This window comes from Burkholderia sp. 10_S31 (assembly GCF_056930375.1).
Window position 1 is genome coordinate 1,323,499 of record NZ_JBXOWK010000001.1, and the last position, 19,281, is coordinate 1,342,779.

Here is a 19,281-nt window from a genome sequence, read left to right on the forward strand (position 1 = left end):
CTCAGTTCTGCTTGCCGAGTCGGCGCACGCGGATGTCGGCCTGCTCCTTGTGGCCCGAGAAGTGTTCGAGCGCGCAAAGACGCGAACAGACCTCGCCGATCTGCACCGACGCTTCATCGGTGAGGATGCGCTGATAGCTGTGTGTCTTGATGAACTTGCCGACCCACAGGCCGCCCGTGTAGCGGCCCGCGCCCATTGTCGGCAGCGTGTGGTTGGTGCCGATCACCTTGTCGCCGTACGAGACGTTCGTGCGATGGCCAAGGAACAGCGCGCCGTAGTTGGTCATCCGTTGCAGGAACCAGTCGGGGTTGCGTGTCATCACCTGAACGTGTTCGGAGCACAGGCGCTCGGCTTCCTGCAGCATCTCTTCATCGGTATCGCACAGGATGACTTCGCCATAGTCACGCCACGCGACGCTCGCGACGGGCGCCGTGTCGAGGCGCGCGAGCACGGTTTCGATGGCCGCGGGCAGTTCGGCGGCGATCTTCTTGCTGGTCGTGATGCAGTAGGCGGGCGATGTCGGACCATGTTCGGCCTGGCCGAGCAGATCGACAGCGACAAGTTCTGCGTCCACCGAGTCATCGCAGATGACCAGGGTTTCCGTCGGGCCGGCGAAGAGGTCAATGCCAACGCGACCGTACAATTGCCGCTTTGCCTCGGCGACGAATGCGTTGCCCGGACCAACGATCATGTCGACCGGGGAGATGTTTTCGGTGCCGAGCGCCATGGCTGCCACCGCCTGGACGCCGCCCATCACGTAGATCTCGTCGGCTCCAGCCATGGCCATGGCGGCGATGATTTCAGGGGAAGGCTTGCCGTCGAACGGTGGCGCGCATGCGATGACGCGCTTGACGCCGGCGACCTTCGCAGTCAGCACGCTCATGTGCGCCGACGCGAGCAGTGGGTACTTTCCACCGGGAATGTAGCAACCGACGGAATTGACCGGGATGTTCTTGTGACCCAGCACGACGCCAGGCAGCGTTTCGACTTCGACGTCCCGCATTGACAGAAGTTGGACTTGGGCGAAGCGACGAATCTGCGCCTGCGCAAACTTGATGTCCTCGATGGCTTGCGGCGAAAGCGCATCGATACAGGCCTGAATTTCGTCAGCGGACAGGCGGAAGTTGGAAGGGCTCCACTTGTCGAAGCGCTCGGAGTACTCGCGAACTGCGGACTCGCCGCGTTGTTCGACGTCAGCAATGATCTTTTCGACAGTCGTACGAACCTGCGCCAGATTGTCTGCCTTTACCTGGTAACTTTGACCTTTTTTGAGCTGGTTAATCATTTGAAGTCCTAATGTAAAAATATTCGGTATGGTTTTTTACTTGACAAGTGGCTAGACCGAGGCGACTGTCACGTGGTCATAATGCATCGCAGTTGGCTGGGCCACGAAAAAAGGTTGGAGCAAAGCACGCCAGCGGACGAAGCTTTGTGATTCGCGGAAAGCAATCGTATGATCTTCAACCGTTTGCCATCGAACAAGCAGGCGGTAGTCATTGTCCACTTCTATGCACCGGTACAACTCGTGATGGAGGTATCCTGGCATGCCGGCGAGGATGGTTTGCGCGAGTCGAAACGCCGACTCAAACCCGGCCTTGTCATTCGGGGAGACGCGAAAGTGCGCGATTTCGAGAATCATTTTTTCCCCCAATGCGCAAGAGGTTGGCCTGCAACCGGCGAGCGGAAACTGGGCAAGGACGTTCCAGCAAGACTGCCCAGGTAGACGGTACGAAGGTCAGGACCTCCGAATGTAATGCTTGCCATCATGGGCGCCAGCGTCCCACCGCACGCCCCCATCAAGTCCGGGGTGGTCGTGCCTTCCTCGTAGTGCTTCATGTATCGCGCGAACGCTGCAGGATTGCCGTCGTCGAGCAGAGTGAGCATCTCGCCGTCTGGTGTAAGAGCGATCAGCTTCTCGTTGAGGATCAAGGTGATCCACAGATTGCCAAACGCGTCGAAGGCGAATCCGTCGGGAAATCCACCCAGATCAGGGGGGCCGTATATTTCGCGGTCGCTCAGCGAGCCGTCGTCGGCGACACGAAGTCGCGAGATGCGTCGTGCATTCGTTTCGACGACGTAAAGCCATTCCTCTTTGGCGTCCAGCCGGATTTCGTTTGTTCCCGTGAATCCATCGGCAACGATCCGAATTCCATTTCCGTCGATCAAACCTACATACCCATCGGCAGTCTTCTCGTTAATCGAGCGAGTCCACGGCACTTGACGAGTCGTAACGGTAAACCAGACGCGATTCTTCGAGTCAGTCAGTACAAAATTGGCTTTGCCGAGCGGCACACCGTCAATATTGTCATGAAGCGTGTGGGAGTTGCCGTGACGGGACATGTGTTCGATTGCATCGGTCCCGAAGTTTGCGATTAGGAAGTTGCCATCCCGATCGAACGCAATGCCGTTCGGCAGCGTTGTGCCCAACACCAACTGTTCCGGTGCGGAAGCTTCTGTCGTGTCTGCTCCGTTGTAGTTCTGCGCTATCAGCACCTGGGTGCCGTCCGGAGAGATGCGCATTACTCCGCCGCGGGCGTCCGCCGTCCAAAGCGTACCGTCAGTCTCGGCAAGAATGCACTCGGGGCGTCGAAGGTCGCGACCAACCATGACGATATCGTCACGGTTTACGTGCCATCCGACTAATGGATTGAGTGAGGATGTCATGTGCGAGCTTAAAGCGAGTGAGGTGGTGTGTTCGTCGCGAGATCGGCGCGGAAAGGCTCGATCAGTTCGATAAGATTTCCGCAGACGTCGCGGATGAATGCGACGGGAGCGCCATCGACAACCACCTCGAAGGCGATGTCTACATTTGCGGCACGAAGAGCAGCAACTGCCTGGGGGACCTCACGAACTTCGAAACACAGATGCTTGTTGCCATGCGTACGCAGATCCAGGTTCGGCATCCGCCGGTCTTGCGGTAGCGGGGAAGCGCCCGGCACCTCGAACAGTTCAATTCGGAAGTCGTCCCGACGAAGGAACGCGACTTTTGCGGGAATCTTGTCGATCACTGCTCGAGACTCGAGTGCGAAACCAAGAGTGCGCTCGTACCAGTGGATCGCGGCGTCGAGATCGGGAACACTCACGCCAAAATGGTGAGGACGCAAGCACGGTAGCAACGGGCCACTCGATTTATGCAGACCTGATGAATACTCTCGCGACGAGGAGGGGGGCGACATCAGTGCGGTCATGTATGTCTCCAATCTGGTCACCACGCGCTTTTCAAAGAGCGCGGCGTTATCACATGCCGCCACTGTAGGTGAATCCATATGTCGAGACCATCAATTATTAGTGGAAGCACGCATTGATGGCATCGGATGGTCGATGTGAGACTGGTGGAATGAAACTTGGCCACTTCGACATGAATCTGCTCGTCGCCCTGGACGCGCTGCTGGACACCCGCAGCGTGAGCAGGGCGAGCGAACGTTTGCACATCGGTGCGTCGGCGACCAGCAGCGCGCTGGGACGTCTGCGGGATTATTTTGACGACCCGTTGCTCGTGCAGATTGGTCGGCGGATGGAACTGACCCCGCTCGGCAAAAGCCTGGTACAGCCCGTGCGCGACATATTGTTGAGTGTCCAGTCGACCGTCGTCACGCGGCTCGAATTCGACCCCGCACAGGCCCGTCGGAACTTTGTCGTCCTGGCCTCCGATTACCTGACGACGGTACTGCTGGTCGATGTCGTGCAGAGGCTACAGCGAGAAGCGCCAGGGATTACCCTGCACATCGCAAACATGACCGACGACGTGCCAGATAGACTCGAACGTGCCGAGGTCGATTTCGTTTGCTATCCGAGCGTATCCGTCAATCCGAGCCATCCGTCGCAACCACTGTTCGAAGAGACCTTCAGCTGCGTCGTATGGCAGGGCAATTCCGAGGTCGGCGATACGCTCAGTCTCGACCAGTACCGTCAGGCCGGGCATATAGCCGCAATGTTCGGTATCAGCCGGAGCATGAGCGTCGAAGGATTCATGATGGCGAATCTCGGAATATCGCGCAGGATCGAGGTCACGACGAACAATTTCAACACGCTGCCTCAACTGGTCGTTGGCACGACGCGGGTTGCAACGGTTCACACGCGTCTCGCGCATATCTACGCACGCTACTTGCCGTTAAAAGTGCTACCGCTCCCGGTGGATCTGCCACCGCTTATCGAAGTGATGCAGTGGCACGCGGTCAACAGCAATGATCCCGCGCACCTCTGGATGCGCCGTGTGTTGCTGGAGGAGGCACAAAAGAGCGCCAGCCGAGCGAGTCAGAACTGATCTTCCGATAGCATCAAACGGTCGTGTCGACACAATCTGATTGTGTCGTACGTTGACTGCAGGAATCATACGTCTCACTTGATAACAGCCCATTGCCGTGAGCAAACCGACAACGGCATTGCTCATGCGACGGGCCGACAATATCGGAGACGAATATGCAAGTGCAGGCCGACCGGTGCGCATCGGCGCCGGCTATCCGTGAAGCCACACCGTTTCACGCGTTCATTCTTCTTGGCACCGTCATTTGCGGTACCTTGGCACCGACGGTGATCGGTCCCGTATTGCCGGCGATGCAGCAGTATTTCGCCGGGGTTACCGGGATTCAGACGCTTGTGCCTGTGGTCGTAACGGTGCCGATGCTGGTGCTCGGTGTGCTGGCGATGATCATTGGGGCGCTTAGCGATAAATTCGGCCGAAAGCGCGTGCTTGTTTATGCGCTGATCCTCTACGCAGCAGCAGGCACTGCGCCGCTGTATCTCGATTCGATCTATACGATCATTGCCAGCCGGGCGCTTGTCGGGGTTGCCGAAGCGGCTGCGATGACCGTGAGTACTTCCCTGATTGGCGATTATTTCACCGGAGCACGCCGCGATCGATATGCTTCGCTGCAGATAACCGTCGCCTCGACGTCGGCCTTCATCTTCAATCTCATGGGTGGTGTGCTCGGTTCGTATGGCTGGCGCGCTCCTTTCGTCGCCTATGCATTGCCGTTGGTCCTGGCCCCGCTCGTACAGTTGTTCCTCTGGGAGCCTGCGGCTCTTCAACGAACGACAACGCTGAACGCCGAAGTTCGGCACGACGAACCGGCATTCAATTTATGGCTGCTCGCACGGATCTGTCTGGTTGGGTTTGCAGTGGGTCTGGTCTTCATGGTGGTTCCGGTACACCTGTCCTACATGGTGGTTGAAATCGGCGTTCATTCCACGAGTCAGGTGGGAATCGCATACGCGCTCAACAGCGTGGGCGTGATTGTCGGGACACTTCTGTTTGGATGGCTGTTTTCAACAAGACTCTCCGTCCTGCAACAGTTTGCGGTGGGTACGTTGTTCTGCGCGGCCGGATTCATATGCATGGGAGCGGCGGGCGACTTCAGCTTGCTGACGCTTGGAGGCGCAATCAACGGCGTGGGCTGCGGTGTGATTCTTCCTGCGCTGGTGAGCTGGGGGCTGCGTTCACTGCCATTTTCCCGGCGAGGGGTCGGCACGGGTGCGTTCACTGCGACCCAGTTCATTGGCTACTTCTGCAGTCCCCTGATCGTAATGTCCATGGTTTCGCATTGGGGCTCCCGGTTTTTGGTCGTGCATGGCTGCGGCATCGTCTTGACTGCTCTTGCAGTGGCGGCGCTTCTCGGGTCGGTTGGGAGACACGCGCTCAGTTTCAACTGAGGGACGGGGACCTCCGTCGCTGGCATGGTCAGGTGTTGCGTAGCCCATCGGGCCATATATTAAAAAAACTTGAATAGTGGTTTGGAGACAAAATGAAGAGCAGGAAATATGCGGTACGTGGAGCATGTGCTTCCGGGATTCTTCTCTTTTCTTGCGTGTCGCATGCTCAGTCAAACGTCACGCTGTACGGCGTGCTGGACGCGGGTATCACGTACTTCAGCAATCTCGGCGGACACAGTAGCTTTGCACAGACGAACGGAGTGGATCTTCCCAGCTCTTGGGGGCTGACCGGAAGGGAGGATCTGGGCGGCGGAACGCGCGCGATTTTCAAGTTGGAGTCCTCTTTCAAGCTCAATACGGGGGGGATTGGCGGAAACACGGCAGGGGGTGCGCTCTTTACCAAGGAGTCGTACGTTGGACTCGCGAGCGACGATCTCGGCACCATCAGGTTGGGTCGTATCCGCTTGTATGCAGTTGAGGTGGCGCCGTATATCGGTGCGAACGGCATGATTTTCGGCTTCCACCCCGGAAACCTTGATCTTACCGTTCAGTCGTTTTTCAACAATACCGTCGCATACGATAGTCCCTCGTACAAGGGCCTGCAGTTTGGAGCAATGTACAGCTTTGGATCGAGTGCCGCGCCTGTAACCAATACCGGGCGCGCCTACGGTTTCAGGTTGCAGTACATTAACGGGCCACTTCAGGCGCAAGCTACGATGGAAAATGCAAACGGCATTACCATCAACCCTGCGAACATGGGACTTCCATCGGCTTTTGGTAAGTCCGCGGCGTCCACTGCCACGAGTGGTATCGCACTCAACAATCTCACAACGACCAGTTCTGACATCAGCTACAAGTTTGGCCGCCTGCAGCTGGTCGGCGTGTACTCATTTACACGGATGAAAGCGTTCAACACTGTCGAGAAATTGCAGACAGGGGAGGTCGAAGCGCTGTACAACATCACACCGGCGCTGATTGCCGGCGCGGGATACGACTATTCCGTCGGGATGGGCGGGCGCTGGCACATTTTCGATGCAAATATTAAGTATTCGCTGTCGAAGGCTACGCTGCTTTACCTTGATGCCGCTTTTGAACGTGTATCGGGTGCTGGACAGAAGGCTGCGCTGCTCTATCTGCAGCCGTCATCCAACCAACACCAGTTTGCAATCTCGGTTGGCATGCGAAAGTTCTTCTAATTCTCGACAGCGCATGCCCCGACGCCTGAACGATGTCAAAATTATTCCGCTTCGATAGAAAAATGCCGAGCTCCCTTCGCCTTACCGCATTGTTCCTCTCGATCTCGTTGGCACTGTCAGGTGCTGAATTCGCGTCGAACGCGTGCGCGCAGACTCCGGAGAATGCGGGGAACGTGCCGCTTTCGCCGTTTAAACCCATTCCGCCTAACGCCCCGAAGGCTCCGGCTGGAGCGCCGAACGTGCTTCTCGTGATGACGGACGATGTTGGGTTCGGCGCAAGCAGCACGTTCGGGGGATCCATCCCAACGCCAACCTATGACGAACTCGCGAAAGAGGGCTTGCGCTACAACGAGTTCCATACAACCGCCATGTGCTCGCCAACACGTGCGGCACTGCTGACCGGGCGCAACCATCACGAAGTGAATACAGGCACTGTGGTGGATCTTGCCACGGATAGTGATGGGTATACATCAGTCATTCCGGACTCCGCAGCGACCATCGGGGAGGTGCTCAAGGAAAATGGATACGACACGGCATGGTTTGGCAAAGACCATAATATCCCGCAGTGGGAGGTGACGCCGAATGGCCCGTTCAATCGCTGGCCGGTGGGGCTCGGTTTCAATTATTTTTACGGATTCATTGGTGGGAACGCTAATCAGTTTTCTCCTGCGTTGGTTGAAAACACCAGATTCGTGGAGCCGCCGACGACGCCGGGCTATATCTTGGACCATGATCTGGCCGACCATGCGGTGGCGTGGCTCAGTAGTCAATATAGTGTGACGCCGGACAAGCCATTTCTGGCTTATCTTGCTCCAGGATCGGCTCACTCACCGCACATGGCACCGAAGGAGTGGATCTCGAAGTTCAAGGGCAAATTCGATCAGGGGTGGGATGCCATGCGAGAAGAAACCTTCGCGCGCCAAAAGCGTCTCGGCATCGTTCCGCAGGATGCGCTCCTGACGCCGCGACCGAAGGAGATTCCCGCTTGGGATTCGCTTTCTCCCGATGCGAAGAAGGTTGCTGCACGCATGATGGAGGTCTATGCGGCTCAGCTTTCGTACTTTGATAACCAGTTGCAACGTGTAATTGCCGAACTCAAGCGCGAAGGGCGTTACGACAATACGCTGATCGTTTATATCCAGGGCGATAACGGTGCAAGCGGGGAGGGAACTTTGCAGGGTACGCTTGCCGATACGATCAATCCAGACCGTGCTAGCGTGGAGTGGATGGCTTCTCGACTCGACGAGTTCGGTGGCCCCAAGACATTCGAAAATTACCCGGTCGGATGGGCATGGGCGATGGACACGCCATTCCAATGGACCAAACAGGTCGCGTCGCACTTCGGCGGAATGCGTAATGGATTGGTGATCAGTTGGCCGAAAGAAATAAAGGATCACGGCGGGCTGCGTAGCCAATTCCACCATGTTGTCGACATTGCCGCGACGCTTTATGCCGCAGCAGGTATTACACCTCCGCAGAGTGTGCATGGAGTAAAGCAGATGCCGCTCGATGGCGTGAGTATGCTTTATACCTTCGATCATCCCACGGCGCCGTCGACGCATCATTCGCAATACTTCGAGATGCTCGGAAACCGGGCGTTTTACAAGGATGGGTGGATTGCGTCGACGACGCCCGGTGTACTGCCGTGGATTCGCTCCAAGGATCGCCCCGATCCGAAGAGCTACAAGTGGGAGTTATACGATCTGAAAAGTGACTATTCGCAAGCGAAGGATGTCGCGAACGTATACCCACAAAAGCTCGCTGAACTTCAGAATGACTTCGACGTTGCGGCGCGGAAAGACCATGTGTACCCGCTGAGCAACAACCTTATGGGTCGGGCGCCGTCGTTTCTGCGTCCATATGTCGTCAACGGTCGTACTTCGTTCGAATACCTGCCGGGTTCGGAGCGTCTTCCTGATCAGGCTTTCCCTGATTTGCTAAATAAATCTTGGGAAATGACAGCCTCATTGTTTGTGCCAAAGGACAACGCCGGGAATGGAACCATTTTCAAGCAAGGCGGTTATTTCGGCGGATATGGGATTTTCATGTTTGACGGTCGTCTGGCATTCATCTACAAGGCCTCGCTTCTTGACGACGACTTGACTCGTATTGACGCCCCCTCCAGACTGTCTGCTGGCGCGCATAGCGTCTCCGTGAAGTTCGCGGCGAAGCCTGGATTCGGTGCCGCGGCAGACGCTACGCTTGTCATTGACGGGCAGGTAGTGGGAACCCGTACTGTTCCGAGGACCGTACCAATTCTTTTCGTACCGGAAGGCGTTGGAATCGGTCGCAGCTATGGAACTGCATTGATTGACGGGTACCAGGCGCCGTTCGAGTTCAACGGCACCGTGAACAAGGTTGATTTGAAGTTGATCGATGGCAAAGGAACCGAGCATTGATGTCACATGCTGACGCGAAAATAGGGAAGGGCCGCCAGGGGATGAATTTCATCCCCGGCGGTATCTTCTCGATGGGATCCGATCATCATTATCCGGAAGAAGCGCCTTCCAGACTGGCCGAAGCGGCTGACTTCTGGATTGATGAAACACCGGTTACCAATGCTGAATTCGCGCGATTTGTCGCAGCGACAGGCTATGTGACGCTCGCCGAGCGGGCTCCGACGCGGGAGGAATATCCCGACGCCTCGCCCGAAATGTTGAGGGCCGGGTCGTCGGTATTCGTCTCGCCGGATTCATGCCCAGACTTGTCAGATCCCTTTCGCTGGTGGTGCTACGTCTTTGGGGCAGATTGGCGCCATCCGACCGGACCCGAGTCAAGCCTGGACGGTTTGCAGGAGCATCCGGTTGTGCACGTGACTGCCGCGGATGCCGAAGCATATGCCTGTTGGGCCGGCAAGGCGCTCCCAACAGAGGTCGAATGGGAGCGTGCTGCGCGAGGGGGCATTGATGCGGCGGACTATGCCTGGGGAGACGAACTTACTCCAGACGGAAAGTTCATGGCGAATTACTGGCAAGGCCGCTTTCCCGTGGAAAATCTCCGCCTCGATGGATACGACCGAACTTCACCCGTACGGTCGTTTCCGGCCAACGGTTATGGTCTTTACGACATGATCGGTAACGTCTGGGAATGGACGGCTTCAACCTTTGACGTAGAACCTGCAGCGGAGAAGAGCGGATGTTGCTGCGTGCCAGAGAAAATAGACCCAGTTGGTCGAGAGCCGTACCTGCACCCGCGGATTGTTCGTCGAGTGCTGAAGGGCGGTTCGCACTTGTGTGCCGCAAACTATTGCCAGCGATATCGTCCGGCCGCACGCTATCCGCAACCAATAGATACATCAACGTCACACGTAGGGTTTCGGTGTGTTGTTCGGTGCCCTTAAAATTCGACCTACCCCGCGTATTCAGCGCTGCTGATGTTGCCCTTCTTGCGCAGCATGATGCGGGTCCGGCCCCGATTTCGTCGTCGCGCACCGGATGGCCGCGCTGGTTGCCGATCATGTCGACCAGCGAGCGCGTTTGCGCGCCGATGATCGTGACACGCGGCGATAGAACGTCTCGGAATCAACGGGGCTTGCGAGTGGCTCGACGTGATGTCCGAGCGAGCAACGCAACGCGACGGTTTGTCCCAGTGCGGCGCGGCGTGCCGAATGACGCGGCGACGGCCGTGCTTGCTCGATCACGGTAATTGTCGGCTGGCGGGAATCGTGCTGCGTGGCCGTGAGAAAGGTCTCCGTCTGGCATGGCGGTGCATGCGGCTTGCCCGATAACCTAGACGGAGGTGTGGTACGCGCCACCGGCGTTCCAGTCGTGGTGGCGGCCCGTCCGTGTGCTGCTTCCAAATGGATGCGTCGAGCCCGGTGTCCTGGTGGCTCAGTGCACTGCATGCTCCCTCATCACCGCGTCGCGATACACCTTCGCGACGAGCGTCCCAGTCTTTTCAACGGTTCGTCCGACTGCCGCTTCCTCAAGGCAGTGCAAAACATCGAGCGCTCCGTCGCCGCAGACATCGCCGTCTCGCCGCGCGAACTCGAGTTCCGCAGTCATTCCTTTCCTGGCCAGCTGGGCAGAAATCCAGTCGAACGCGGCGGCGCCATCCGTTGGTCGCATGTGGCAGGGCAGCGCCCGCAGCATTTCGGCATTCGCTTCGTCGAAGGCATTGGCGCGCATGTATTCCCCGACATCCGCGAGCAGCCTTGTCGCGCCTCTTGAGGCATGACCCGCGCTATTGGTGGCGGCGCGCCAATCAGGGACACACAGAGTGAGCGCCCGGACGAGGAATGCCACGTTGAAGTCCCGCCAGAAGCGTGGGTGGGGCTGGTAGACGTATTCAAGCGCGAGGGAAAGTGTGGCGGCGGTCAGGCTGGATGCGTCGATTCGGCAGTCGGTCATGAAAGAAACCAGCGCGTCGACGGTTCCAGCGTGGGCCTCTCGAGCTGCTTTGAGTTGCATGGGATACGCGGATGAGTGGGCTTGGCAGGTATAGCTGCATGGCTGTGGCATGGCAGTGCTTATATTTGCCTCCGCTTAGTTGCGGGCTGCTACCACTGAGCGCACCCACCTGCACTGAGCTTTTGCTCGCAAACACAGTAAAACCCTGTGATCGAGCGCTCAAAGTAGCGCGATTGTCCGCTCAACGCGCGTGCCTAGATTTGACGCTTGACATTTGTGGGGCACGCCGCTCAGTGCAGCTTGCGTGCTGCATATTTGTAGGCCATGAGCGCAGCTGACTGACTTTCATAGTTCGATCTAGCAAAGCGCGCGAAAAGGCTGTAACCGGCTTGGTGGGTTTCAATTCCAGCCGTTTGTTGAACGTCACTAAGACATCGAGCAAAAGCTCTTTCATATTCCGTTTATATTCCCGCCCCACGGTTCGACGGTCGTACCCTTTGATGAAGTCACAACCGATTTTCCGCCAATGGATTACGCCAATACCACTGCAACACATCGCATGGCACGCTTGGAGATAGGGGAGAGGATTTGCGCATAGGCGCTACGTCCTGCGAGCTCACCCCACATAATCAATACCACGGGAAGAATGAAAAAGCTGACGGGGTGGCAACATGGAAATGCTCAAGCGAGCGTGGAGGGGGGAAGAGCGCCTGTGGAAAGTATGGTGGCTCATCGGGACACCTCTCTTTGTCGTCAATAACCTTGTGATTGCATCGCTCAAGAGCGTCATCCTTAGGGACCCACTCGGCACGCCGCCTGCCCTAGTTTTTGGCATTGGGGGCGTCTTGGTAGCCGACTGGCTGACATGGATGAGGATGGCCTGGTGCTGTGCACCCAATGTTGACCATCAATTCTGGCGCCGCGCCTCTCGAGCAGGTCTCATTGGACTCGTCATGATGAACATGGCGATGAGTCGACGGGACGCGCGTGAGTTTGGCGACCAACTTGACGACGCCACTTTGCGCAGTATGCAGCCTACCCAGGTTGCCGAAAGCGTCCCGGCCGCCCCGCCCGCGGCCATCCCCGCCGAACCCGTGCAGGCGCCGACGGTTGCAACGCAAACCGCGACGTTCACCGCCTGGGACAATGGTCTGGGACGGGCGGCCTTTCTCGATAGTCATTGGCATGCGATGACGCCGCCCGCCGGTGCCCGTCCGGATACGACCTACCTGAAATACGAAGGCACAAGTGACGTCGCGGTAGTTGGCCGGGACCGAACTAGGATGAGCCCGCAGGTCTTCGCCGCGTATGCCTCGAGGCACTTGGACGGATATTGGCCAATGAATCCTCCGAAGTCGAGCAATTTTGACGGCCACACAGTGTGGTCCGTCCTTGTGCGATCGGTCGGCCAAGCAGCCGGGGTGCTGTTCGTCTTTGCTGATGTGCAGGGTGGCACGTGGCATGTTTTGACCGTGAGTAGCGTGCCTGACGAGAACTTTATGGCGCGAGGTCTCGCGTTTGATGAAGCCGTCTTGCGGTCGGCTTTCTGAGGGTAGTGGGAGGGGAAAATGATACGCAAAGCCATCGGGCTCGTGCTGGTCGTCTGCATTCTCACCACCTTGAGCGGCCTCATTCGAGGCTGGGGCTCACGCTCATCACCGGCAGCTGCCGTGCCAAGCCAGGAAGAGGTACGGCAGCAAGAGGAAAAGCGGCAGCGAGACGAGCAAAGCAAGAAGATGCAGGTCATCACCTATGGGGTAATCCGGGACATTTATACGAATCTGCGGGACCCGGACTCGTTCAAACTTCATTCGGTGTTCATCCCCGACAACGACAAGGTCCTGGTGTCGTGCGTCGAGTATTTCGCCCGCAATGGTTTTGGCGGCATGAACCGTGAATATGCGGTCGGCACGAGCACCCATGGCGACTTCAAGTTCAGTCCGAACAACGCCAGGATATGGAACAAGATGTGTGCGGATAAACGCGGCCAGGACTTCAAAACCTACGGGGAATTCGCGCTCGAACGCATCAAGGCTGCGAGCAATTGATCGTTTGGGGTCAACTGCTTTGCATCGTGCGCCCGGACGAACTGCGCAAGCGCGCGGATAACGCGTTGTTCAGCTTCGCAGCAGTAGCAATGACCGTAGTCGGTAGTATCCCGGTGGAATGAGGGCGAGTCTCTACAAATCTACCGGACCTGATCTGAACCACTTCGGCCCTTTCGAGCGATCCGCGGAGAACGTGACGTTGACACGGGTTTCCGGGGTTTTCCCAACTTAGTGACGAATGTCTCTACCGCGGACGCTACAGTTGAGAGCAGCGTACTAGATGCCCCTCCGATGATGCCAGCTGCGGTAAGTAGTGCATCAGTCGAATTGGGAAGGTATGCGGCAGCCAAGGCTGAGAGTACAAAGCCGGATGGGATTCCCGACAGCAGGCGGTTGCGCAGATAACTGACGTGCTCCTTTGATGCGTGCTCTTTGCCAAGTACGGTCAGGCGTAACCGTTCATCGTCCCGAAGCTTGGATGCGATGAATGCAAAAACACCTATTGCGCCTCCAAGCACGCCGTTGGCGGTGCCGCGCCATGACGGCGGCAAGACGTGTTCGTACAGGTCATATCCCGGCAGCACAACGAGGAGTGCGAACACCATGGCAAAACTAAAAGCCGAGGCTCGGAGTTCCCAGTTATTGAGCGCATCGGAAGTTTTCTCGCTCGACGTAACGAGACCCGAATCTTGGTCGATAGTGTTTTTCTGCAACTGCGTTCTCCCGATCATGAGTCGACAGATTTTTGGTTCCCATGGTCCATGCGGGTGGCTCGCCGTGGCACCGCTCCCAAACTACTCGGATGATGATACTTACCGAGTAACGTGCCGTGCTACTCATCGCTCGGGGTCCAGCGAAGGACGGATTCGATGCGTCGACGAAAAGGAGTATCAATCTGGCGGGCAGCCTTGCGGACATATTGCTCGGCAACCTCGCGCTGCCGGCCATCGAGAGACGCAAGGCAACTACGGACCCAAGGAGAGCGCGCTCGGCGGCGCCCATGCTCGACATGGTGCACTAGACGGTTGGCACGGCTCGATGGAGATGCGCCAAAATCGTCAGAAGGAGGCGATTCATCTGATCAGCGAGGTTCGTGGTTCCGTTCGCATAGGACCAAGCGAAGTCTTCGTCGACCGACCACGTGGCGGCGCAGTACCTGTTGATGAGCATGGACCATACATGCAACGCCTCACGGTTGCCTGCGCCAATAGGTCGAAGCAAAAAAAAGGTGTAACGCCCGACAAGGGCTCCGTTCTTCATTGCCATGTCAAACACGACTTCGACGTGACCGTAGGGAGTTTGCAGGCTAAATGCCTCATCTCCAGACGTGGTTCGTAGGCTGATTCCCAGTTCTTTTCCCGTGCAAGGTCTCGCAAGGTGTGCGTCAATGGCTGCGCTAAAAACGCTTGCGGCTTCAAGGATTTCAAGTGCGGATTGAGCGTGCTGACGTGCACGCCAGACTTCCTGATTGTCGACCTTCGACATGCTATTCCCAGTGGAGAGCGATAGAAAAACGCGCGAAGGTCATAAGCGAGGCTTCTGAGCCTGCGGCTTGCTGCACAGCGAATTGTAACCGCTGTCCTTCGGGCGCTGCCGCAAATCGCTACTGCCCGCCCCCGGGTCGTGAATCGCCGGAATCCGATTGGCTGCGATATCACTAAGGAAGGCGGCTTGACTGAGACGCCCAGGTGAGTGACCACTGGGCGCCGACGTTTACTTTGCTCGGTCGCTTGTCCACCGTATCGCGATCATTCCGTCTGCGTCGCTGCATTTTCGACTGGAGCGCGAATCCATTTCCCGTTAAAATACGCGGTGCTTCGAAGGCCGTGGGCGCTCAACATCGTGTTCCCGCGCAATGTACGACGCAACGGCGGATCGCGCGCCGAAATAGCGCGGAATGGATATAACGATGGCAGACAAGCAGAACAAAAGCGGGGACAAGCGTGGAGTGCCGGTCGGCGACTCGGCTGACCGCGCTGTCAGACGCGAAAAAAGCGGGCCTTCTGGTCGCACCGGACGGCTCAACGAAAGCAACCAAGGCTACGTTGTGAGTCAGCAGCAACCGGTAACCGTCCCAAAGCGGCCGCCGTCAAAGTAACGAATTTTCAATGAGCGACCCGAGCCAGGAAAAGAGTCAGCAAGACGACTCACAAGCCGATTACCTCTGGGCGCGCCGATTCGATATCCTCAATCGGGCCGAACTTTCGACCGCTTACCATCGGAAGCGTGAGCGCTTCTTTGGTCTTCTTGACCGTTGGGATAAGATCCTCACACTTCTTCTTGGCAGCGCTGCGTTTGTCAAGCTTGTGAACATGGATACTCATCCGTTTTACGCGCTGCCATTCGCGATACTTGCTTTCTCGTCGCTGATTTTCGATTTTTCGGAGCGAGCTCGTCGGCATAGTGAGCTGGCGACAAGCTTCAAGATGCTGGAAGCTGCGATTGAAGCTGTCGGAGAGCGTGCCTTCACAGAGGACCAGCTAAGTGCTTGGAGTGCCCGAATTCGAGAGATTGAATCCGGAGAACCGCCGGTGTATAACCTGCTCGTCCGGATTTGCCAAAACGAGCTAGCCAGGGCCCGAGGCCAAACGCAGGATGTGACACACATTAGCTGGTGGCGCGCCTTGCTCGCCCACTTCCTACCGTTTGCAAACTACGAGATCCGCTCAAGCAAGTGAGTGCGAACTCGGACTGCCAAGTAGCAACTCGTGCCGGCTCGCCATCGCTATGGCTTTTCTACTTTTGTGAACAGCGGTAAGTAACGCTGTACCTGTTCGCGATCGCTCTGCCGCTCGTCCTCGGTAAGCTCGGCATATGGCGTTTTCATCAGTCTTTCCCATCTGCTGACAAGCTCGGCCGGGATCGTCAAGCTCCCGTCGCTGTTGCGAAGGGCTTTGCTGTGCATGTAGCGTTGCCAGTGAGCCCAACGTTCATGCTCGGCTGCGGCGAGTTGCTCCAGAATCTCGTTGGAAACGAATGGTGGCATAGTCAGATTAGGTCTTTGGACGCCAAGCGTCGGTAGTGTTCGCCGAGCGCTGTAAGGCGAACAGAATCGGACTCGATCGCCGCATAGTACATGTGGGGAGCCTGCGTCGGTACGAGGAGTCCGACTCTATTCATCTTTTGCAGCAAAGCGAAGACAGCCGTCTTTTGCGGGTCGGCCTGCGGATTCGGGCCGGGGCTCGGCTGCTCTGGCTCGAACGCCGGGTCGAGCTGATACGTGGCTTCCGGTGCCGGGAAAAATTCAGGCAACCGGCGAAGAATGGCGCGGTCGATCGGCGGGTCTACCCGCCGCAGCGACACAAAGCTTTTCACGTTCGTCTTAAAGACGGGACGTTGGCTCCACGTTCCAAGCGACTGATCGATATGTGCATATACGCTCCCAGGGGTGATGCGCCCCAGCAAATCGGCAGCAGCTCCTGACAGTGCATCAATGAGCAGGTTCGTGAATACGCCCCCGCCGTTCTCCTCACTTGCATACTGATCCTTGCTTGATGCAGTCAGGATGGTAATGCCTTCCGCGATTTCAGCAACGGCAGGATTGAGGGTGTCATCCCCGATGGAGCCGCTATGGCAGCTATCGAGAATGATAATTTTGTGTTGCGCTCGGCAGTTGGTCGCCATCGCGATAATGTCAGGCAGCGCGAGTCCCTCATCTCCCTGTTGTACATCGCTGCCGCAGATGTAGCCACCAGTAGACTCGACGTGCCCGTGGCCAGCGAAGTAGAGCAAGGCGACTTCGTCATCGGACCTGAAAAGCTCCTGAACAGCATCCTTCAGTTGCCGGCGACTTATCGCATCACGATCGCTCGACGCAGTCATGAGCTTCATTCCGAAATTGGGCGATCCGTCTGCATCCCGCTCGAGCAACGTCTTGACGCCATATGCGTCGTTGACGCAGCCCCTTAAACTGCCGATGTGTTCGTAATAGTCGATGCCGACGACGAGCGCCTTTCGCATTTCAAACTCCTACAGCGAATTGATGAATGCCTTGATGTTGTCCCACGTCCAGTCTTTCACGGTAATTCCAGCGATTGTGCTGTTATCGTCTCGGTAGGCCCGAATACCAAGAATCTTCTTGCCTTCTTCTTTGGCGCACGCGATTTCCCACTTCTGCCCAGTAGACGCGGCCGAGTTCTTGCTCACCAGGACAATGACACCGTCTGACCGTTTGATCCGGGTGCGAACCTTCTCCTTCCAATCTGTTTCATATGCCTCCTTCACGGACATGTCGATATATTCGAAAGGAGAGTTGGTGAGCAAGGACTGCCCCTTGAGGAAGTTGCGTTGGTTCTCGTCCTCGATTGCAAACGCCACGAAAATCACTTTCTTGTTGGCCATTAGTGCTCCATTCAATCCGTCGAAAAATGTGCGCCCACCATCGTATGATGGTGGGCGGGGTGGTTCGCCCGCGCTTGAAATGTTTCGCCTTAGTCAAGGGGGATGAGCCCTTGATCGAGCTCGTCTCCGAGGAGGGCACTTACTTTTTGGGCTTACCCGCGCCATTGTGGGCCGGGCGGTCCATCGTATAGCTCTGCCCCGGCTTTGGCGTAGGCGGCATAGGCTTGCCTTTCACAGCCGTCCGCTCATCCCCGGTCTGGCCACCTCTCGGCCCCACAATTCCATACTCGCCAGATCGTGGCGCGATTTGCCCGGGTTTTAGTTTCTCGGTCATTGCTTGATGCTCCTAATTACACATGACAGATCCATGCCAGCGAGTTGCTGACATACAGTCACGATTGCCAAAGAAGCAGTCGCCTTGCTTGCCAAGATTTCGGCGGCTGGCCAGGTGGCGTCACCCCGTAGTTTTTACATCGTTGTGCAACCACGAGTAAACTCTACCGCAAACGAAGCGTCTGAGGTTAACTCCGCACACAAAATACGATGCGAAATTAATTGTGCGGCACAACATGTTGTGTTTTGGTGCGCCCTGATCGCACCGCCCAAGGGTGCGACCATTCATTGGAGTGCAGGGGCATCACGCGCTTTGCTGCCATAGCGAGCCTGGCCCGCTCGATGCTGCGACCGTCAGCTGTCCGCGCCTTGCTCCCAGGGACAAAGCCGGCCCGAATGGTGAGAAAAGCCGACGACTCGCCGCCCGAGACGACGCAGCAATGACCATTCCAGTGTGAAACTTGCCGCAGCCCTCGCATTGGGGCGAAAGGCCAAAGGGGGGGCGGATTCAACCGGTCGATGCCGGCTGGTTTACTATCGAACAGCGAACGCCTGATTTATCTGGCCGGTGCGTCGCTCGCAGGTAAATAGTGGTGGTAGCGAGTGATGCCTGAAGCAGATTATCGCGTACCGTCGTCAGTTCGGCTCCGCAGGCGAGAGCGCGTGTTTCGTGGGTGTGGCGGGTCCAATGCAAGCTCGCGCGTCGCAACTTTTGGGAGATTCCGAGATGGTCCGAGTCGATCGCATGGCCAGCCTGCCGGAAAATCGCCGGACCACATGCCACAGGCGTGGAATGTCTCACTCCATTCCACGCCGGTCAGCTTGCGGCGGAGGCTATCAGATACTCGGCTTCTTCCTGCACGACGGACCATCCCTCGCGCAGCATCCGCACGACTTCATCGACCACGTCATAGCTCAGTCCGCAGCACTCGGTGTCCGTGACGCCCATGAGCGCGAGGTCGGAGGCCGATGCCTCTCCAAAGGAAATTTTGAGGACCAGGGAATCCGCCATAGCGCCGGTATCATCCGTCTCGCCGGTCAGGATTTCTTCGGCCAACAGGCCAGCCATGCCGACGAGCACTTTCCAGTTCGCAGGTAGCTCGGGAGCGGGAAACCCATGGTTCAACGCTGTTTTGCGCATTACCTCGGGGCAGGTGCGGGGACGGAACTGGCCGAGCCACGCGCTCTCCTCTGGATTACCACTCTCGTTTTTCCACACGACTGCGTCGCCAGCGCCGCCGAAGCGCTCGTAAAGCATCTTGTGGCCCGCTTCGTGGTATGCGGCGTTTCGGAGCTCTCTGGCAGCTATCTGCTCTTCCGTGAAATCGACCATGTTCGTCAAAGGTGTCAGGCGAGGCTCTTTCC

At 57.3% G+C, this 19,281-nt stretch carries 19 protein-coding genes and 1 pseudogene; 8 read left to right on the plus strand and 12 right to left on the minus strand.

The genetic code is table 11. The annotated features are described in order from the left end of the window. Nucleotide 1: 1 nt before the first annotated feature. From hisD to AC1Z3W_RS06020, 4 genes are all read right to left on the minus strand, one after another. Nucleotides 2-1,285 (minus strand): histidinol dehydrogenase, encoded by a 1,284-nt coding sequence (gene hisD, locus AC1Z3W_RS06005; protein WP_483507241.1) that lies wholly within the window; start codon nucleotides 1,283-1,285, stop codon nucleotides 2-4. A 51-nt stretch (nucleotides 1,286-1,336) separates the two neighbouring features. Then, nucleotides 1,337-1,639, minus strand: coding sequence for an antibiotic biosynthesis monooxygenase family protein (locus tag AC1Z3W_RS06010; protein WP_483507242.1), 303 nt, complete (start codon nucleotides 1,637-1,639; stop codon nucleotides 1,337-1,339). After that, on the minus strand, nucleotides 1,636-2,607 hold the full coding sequence (locus AC1Z3W_RS06015; RefSeq protein ID WP_483507243.1) for an SMP-30/gluconolactonase/LRE family protein: 972 nt from the start codon (nucleotides 2,605-2,607) through the stop codon (nucleotides 1,636-1,638). Before AC1Z3W_RS06015 ends, AC1Z3W_RS06010 begins: the two co-directional genes overlap by 4 nt. 65 nt (nucleotides 2,608-2,672) lie before the next feature. Further along, entirely contained in the window at nucleotides 2,673-3,188 is a 516-nt protein-coding gene (locus tag AC1Z3W_RS06020; RefSeq protein WP_483507244.1) for a VOC family protein, read from the minus strand. 149 nt (nucleotides 3,189-3,337) lie between these two features. On the opposite strand from AC1Z3W_RS06020, the gene AC1Z3W_RS06025 reads away from it, so the two are divergent. From AC1Z3W_RS06025 to AC1Z3W_RS06045, 5 genes are all read left to right on the plus strand, one after another. Further along, nucleotides 3,338-4,264, plus strand: coding sequence for a LysR family transcriptional regulator (locus AC1Z3W_RS06025; RefSeq protein WP_483507245.1), 927 nt, complete (start codon nucleotides 3,338-3,340; stop codon nucleotides 4,262-4,264). A 155-nt stretch (nucleotides 4,265-4,419) separates the two neighbouring features. After that, entirely contained in the window at nucleotides 4,420-5,649 is a 1,230-nt protein-coding gene (locus AC1Z3W_RS06030) for an MFS transporter (RefSeq protein WP_483507246.1), read from the plus strand. A gap of 92 nt (nucleotides 5,650-5,741) precedes the next feature. After that, on the plus strand, nucleotides 5,742-6,845 hold the full coding sequence (locus AC1Z3W_RS06035) for a porin (RefSeq protein WP_483507247.1): 1,104 nt from the start codon (nucleotides 5,742-5,744) through the stop codon (nucleotides 6,843-6,845). 62 nt (nucleotides 6,846-6,907) lie between these two features. Next, nucleotides 6,908-9,244 (plus strand): arylsulfatase, encoded by a 2,337-nt coding sequence (locus tag AC1Z3W_RS06040; protein ID WP_483507248.1) that lies wholly within the window; start codon nucleotides 6,908-6,910, stop codon nucleotides 9,242-9,244. After that, entirely contained in the window at nucleotides 9,244-10,185 is a 942-nt protein-coding gene (locus AC1Z3W_RS06045; RefSeq protein WP_483507249.1) for a formylglycine-generating enzyme family protein, read from the plus strand. The genes AC1Z3W_RS06040 and AC1Z3W_RS06045 overlap by 1 nt, the downstream gene beginning before the upstream one ends. A 490-nt stretch (nucleotides 10,186-10,675) precedes the next feature. Here AC1Z3W_RS06045 and AC1Z3W_RS06050 read toward each other — a convergent pair whose 3' ends face one another. After that, nucleotides 10,676-11,254, minus strand: coding sequence for a hypothetical protein (locus AC1Z3W_RS06050; protein WP_483507250.1), 579 nt, complete (start codon nucleotides 11,252-11,254; stop codon nucleotides 10,676-10,678). Nucleotides 11,255-11,865: 611 nt separating this feature from the next. On the opposite strand from AC1Z3W_RS06050, the gene AC1Z3W_RS06055 reads away from it, so the two are divergent. Together AC1Z3W_RS06055 and AC1Z3W_RS06060 are read left to right on the plus strand one after the other, a co-directional pair. After that, nucleotides 11,866-12,744: a hypothetical protein gene (locus AC1Z3W_RS06055; protein WP_483507251.1), complete on the plus strand. Its 879-nt coding sequence runs from the start codon at nucleotides 11,866-11,868 to the stop codon at nucleotides 12,742-12,744. Nucleotides 12,745-12,762: 18 nt separating this feature from the next. Further along, nucleotides 12,763-13,242: a hypothetical protein gene (locus tag AC1Z3W_RS06060; protein ID WP_483507252.1), complete on the plus strand. Its 480-nt coding sequence runs from the start codon at nucleotides 12,763-12,765 to the stop codon at nucleotides 13,240-13,242. 140 nt (nucleotides 13,243-13,382) lie between these two features. On the opposite strand, the gene AC1Z3W_RS06065 is transcribed toward AC1Z3W_RS06060, so the two are convergent. Both AC1Z3W_RS06065 and AC1Z3W_RS06070 read right to left on the minus strand, forming a co-directional pair. Then, complete coding sequence (locus AC1Z3W_RS06065; RefSeq protein WP_483507253.1) at nucleotides 13,383-13,955, minus strand: hypothetical protein; 573 nt, start codon at nucleotides 13,953-13,955, stop codon at nucleotides 13,383-13,385. A 304-nt stretch (nucleotides 13,956-14,259) separates the two neighbouring features. Beyond that, complete coding sequence (locus AC1Z3W_RS06070) at nucleotides 14,260-14,727, minus strand: hypothetical protein (RefSeq protein WP_483507254.1); 468 nt, start codon at nucleotides 14,725-14,727, stop codon at nucleotides 14,260-14,262. A gap of 623 nt (nucleotides 14,728-15,350) precedes the next feature. Here AC1Z3W_RS06070 and AC1Z3W_RS06075 point away from each other — a divergent pair. Further along, a complete protein-coding gene (locus AC1Z3W_RS06075) occupies nucleotides 15,351-15,920 on the plus strand; it encodes a hypothetical protein (RefSeq protein ID WP_124498483.1) in 570 nt (189 codons plus the stop codon). A gap of 47 nt (nucleotides 15,921-15,967) precedes the next feature. Here AC1Z3W_RS06075 and AC1Z3W_RS06080 read toward each other — a convergent pair whose 3' ends face one another. From AC1Z3W_RS06080 to AC1Z3W_RS06100, 5 genes and pseudogenes are all read right to left on the minus strand, one after another. Beyond that, entirely contained in the window at nucleotides 15,968-16,228 is a 261-nt protein-coding gene (locus tag AC1Z3W_RS06080; RefSeq protein WP_483507255.1) for a hypothetical protein, read from the minus strand. 2 nt (nucleotides 16,229-16,230) lie between these two features. After that, nucleotides 16,231-17,202 (minus strand): caspase family protein, encoded by a 972-nt coding sequence (locus tag AC1Z3W_RS06085; RefSeq protein WP_483507256.1) that lies wholly within the window; start codon nucleotides 17,200-17,202, stop codon nucleotides 16,231-16,233. Between the two features lie 9 nt (nucleotides 17,203-17,211). Next, nucleotides 17,212-17,583: a TIR domain-containing protein gene (locus tag AC1Z3W_RS06090; RefSeq protein WP_124498480.1), complete on the minus strand. Its 372-nt coding sequence runs from the start codon at nucleotides 17,581-17,583 to the stop codon at nucleotides 17,212-17,214. Between the two features lie 841 nt (nucleotides 17,584-18,424). Beyond that, nucleotides 18,425-18,705, minus strand: a pseudogene (locus AC1Z3W_RS06095) (hypothetical protein); the annotation flags it as partial. A gap of 28 nt (nucleotides 18,706-18,733) precedes the next feature. Next, the gene (locus AC1Z3W_RS06100) at nucleotides 18,734-19,249 is read right to left on the minus strand and encodes a hypothetical protein (RefSeq protein ID WP_483507834.1); all 516 of its coding nucleotides are present in this window, start codon (nucleotides 19,247-19,249) and stop codon (nucleotides 18,734-18,736) included. Between the last annotated feature and the right edge of the window lie 32 nt (nucleotides 19,250-19,281).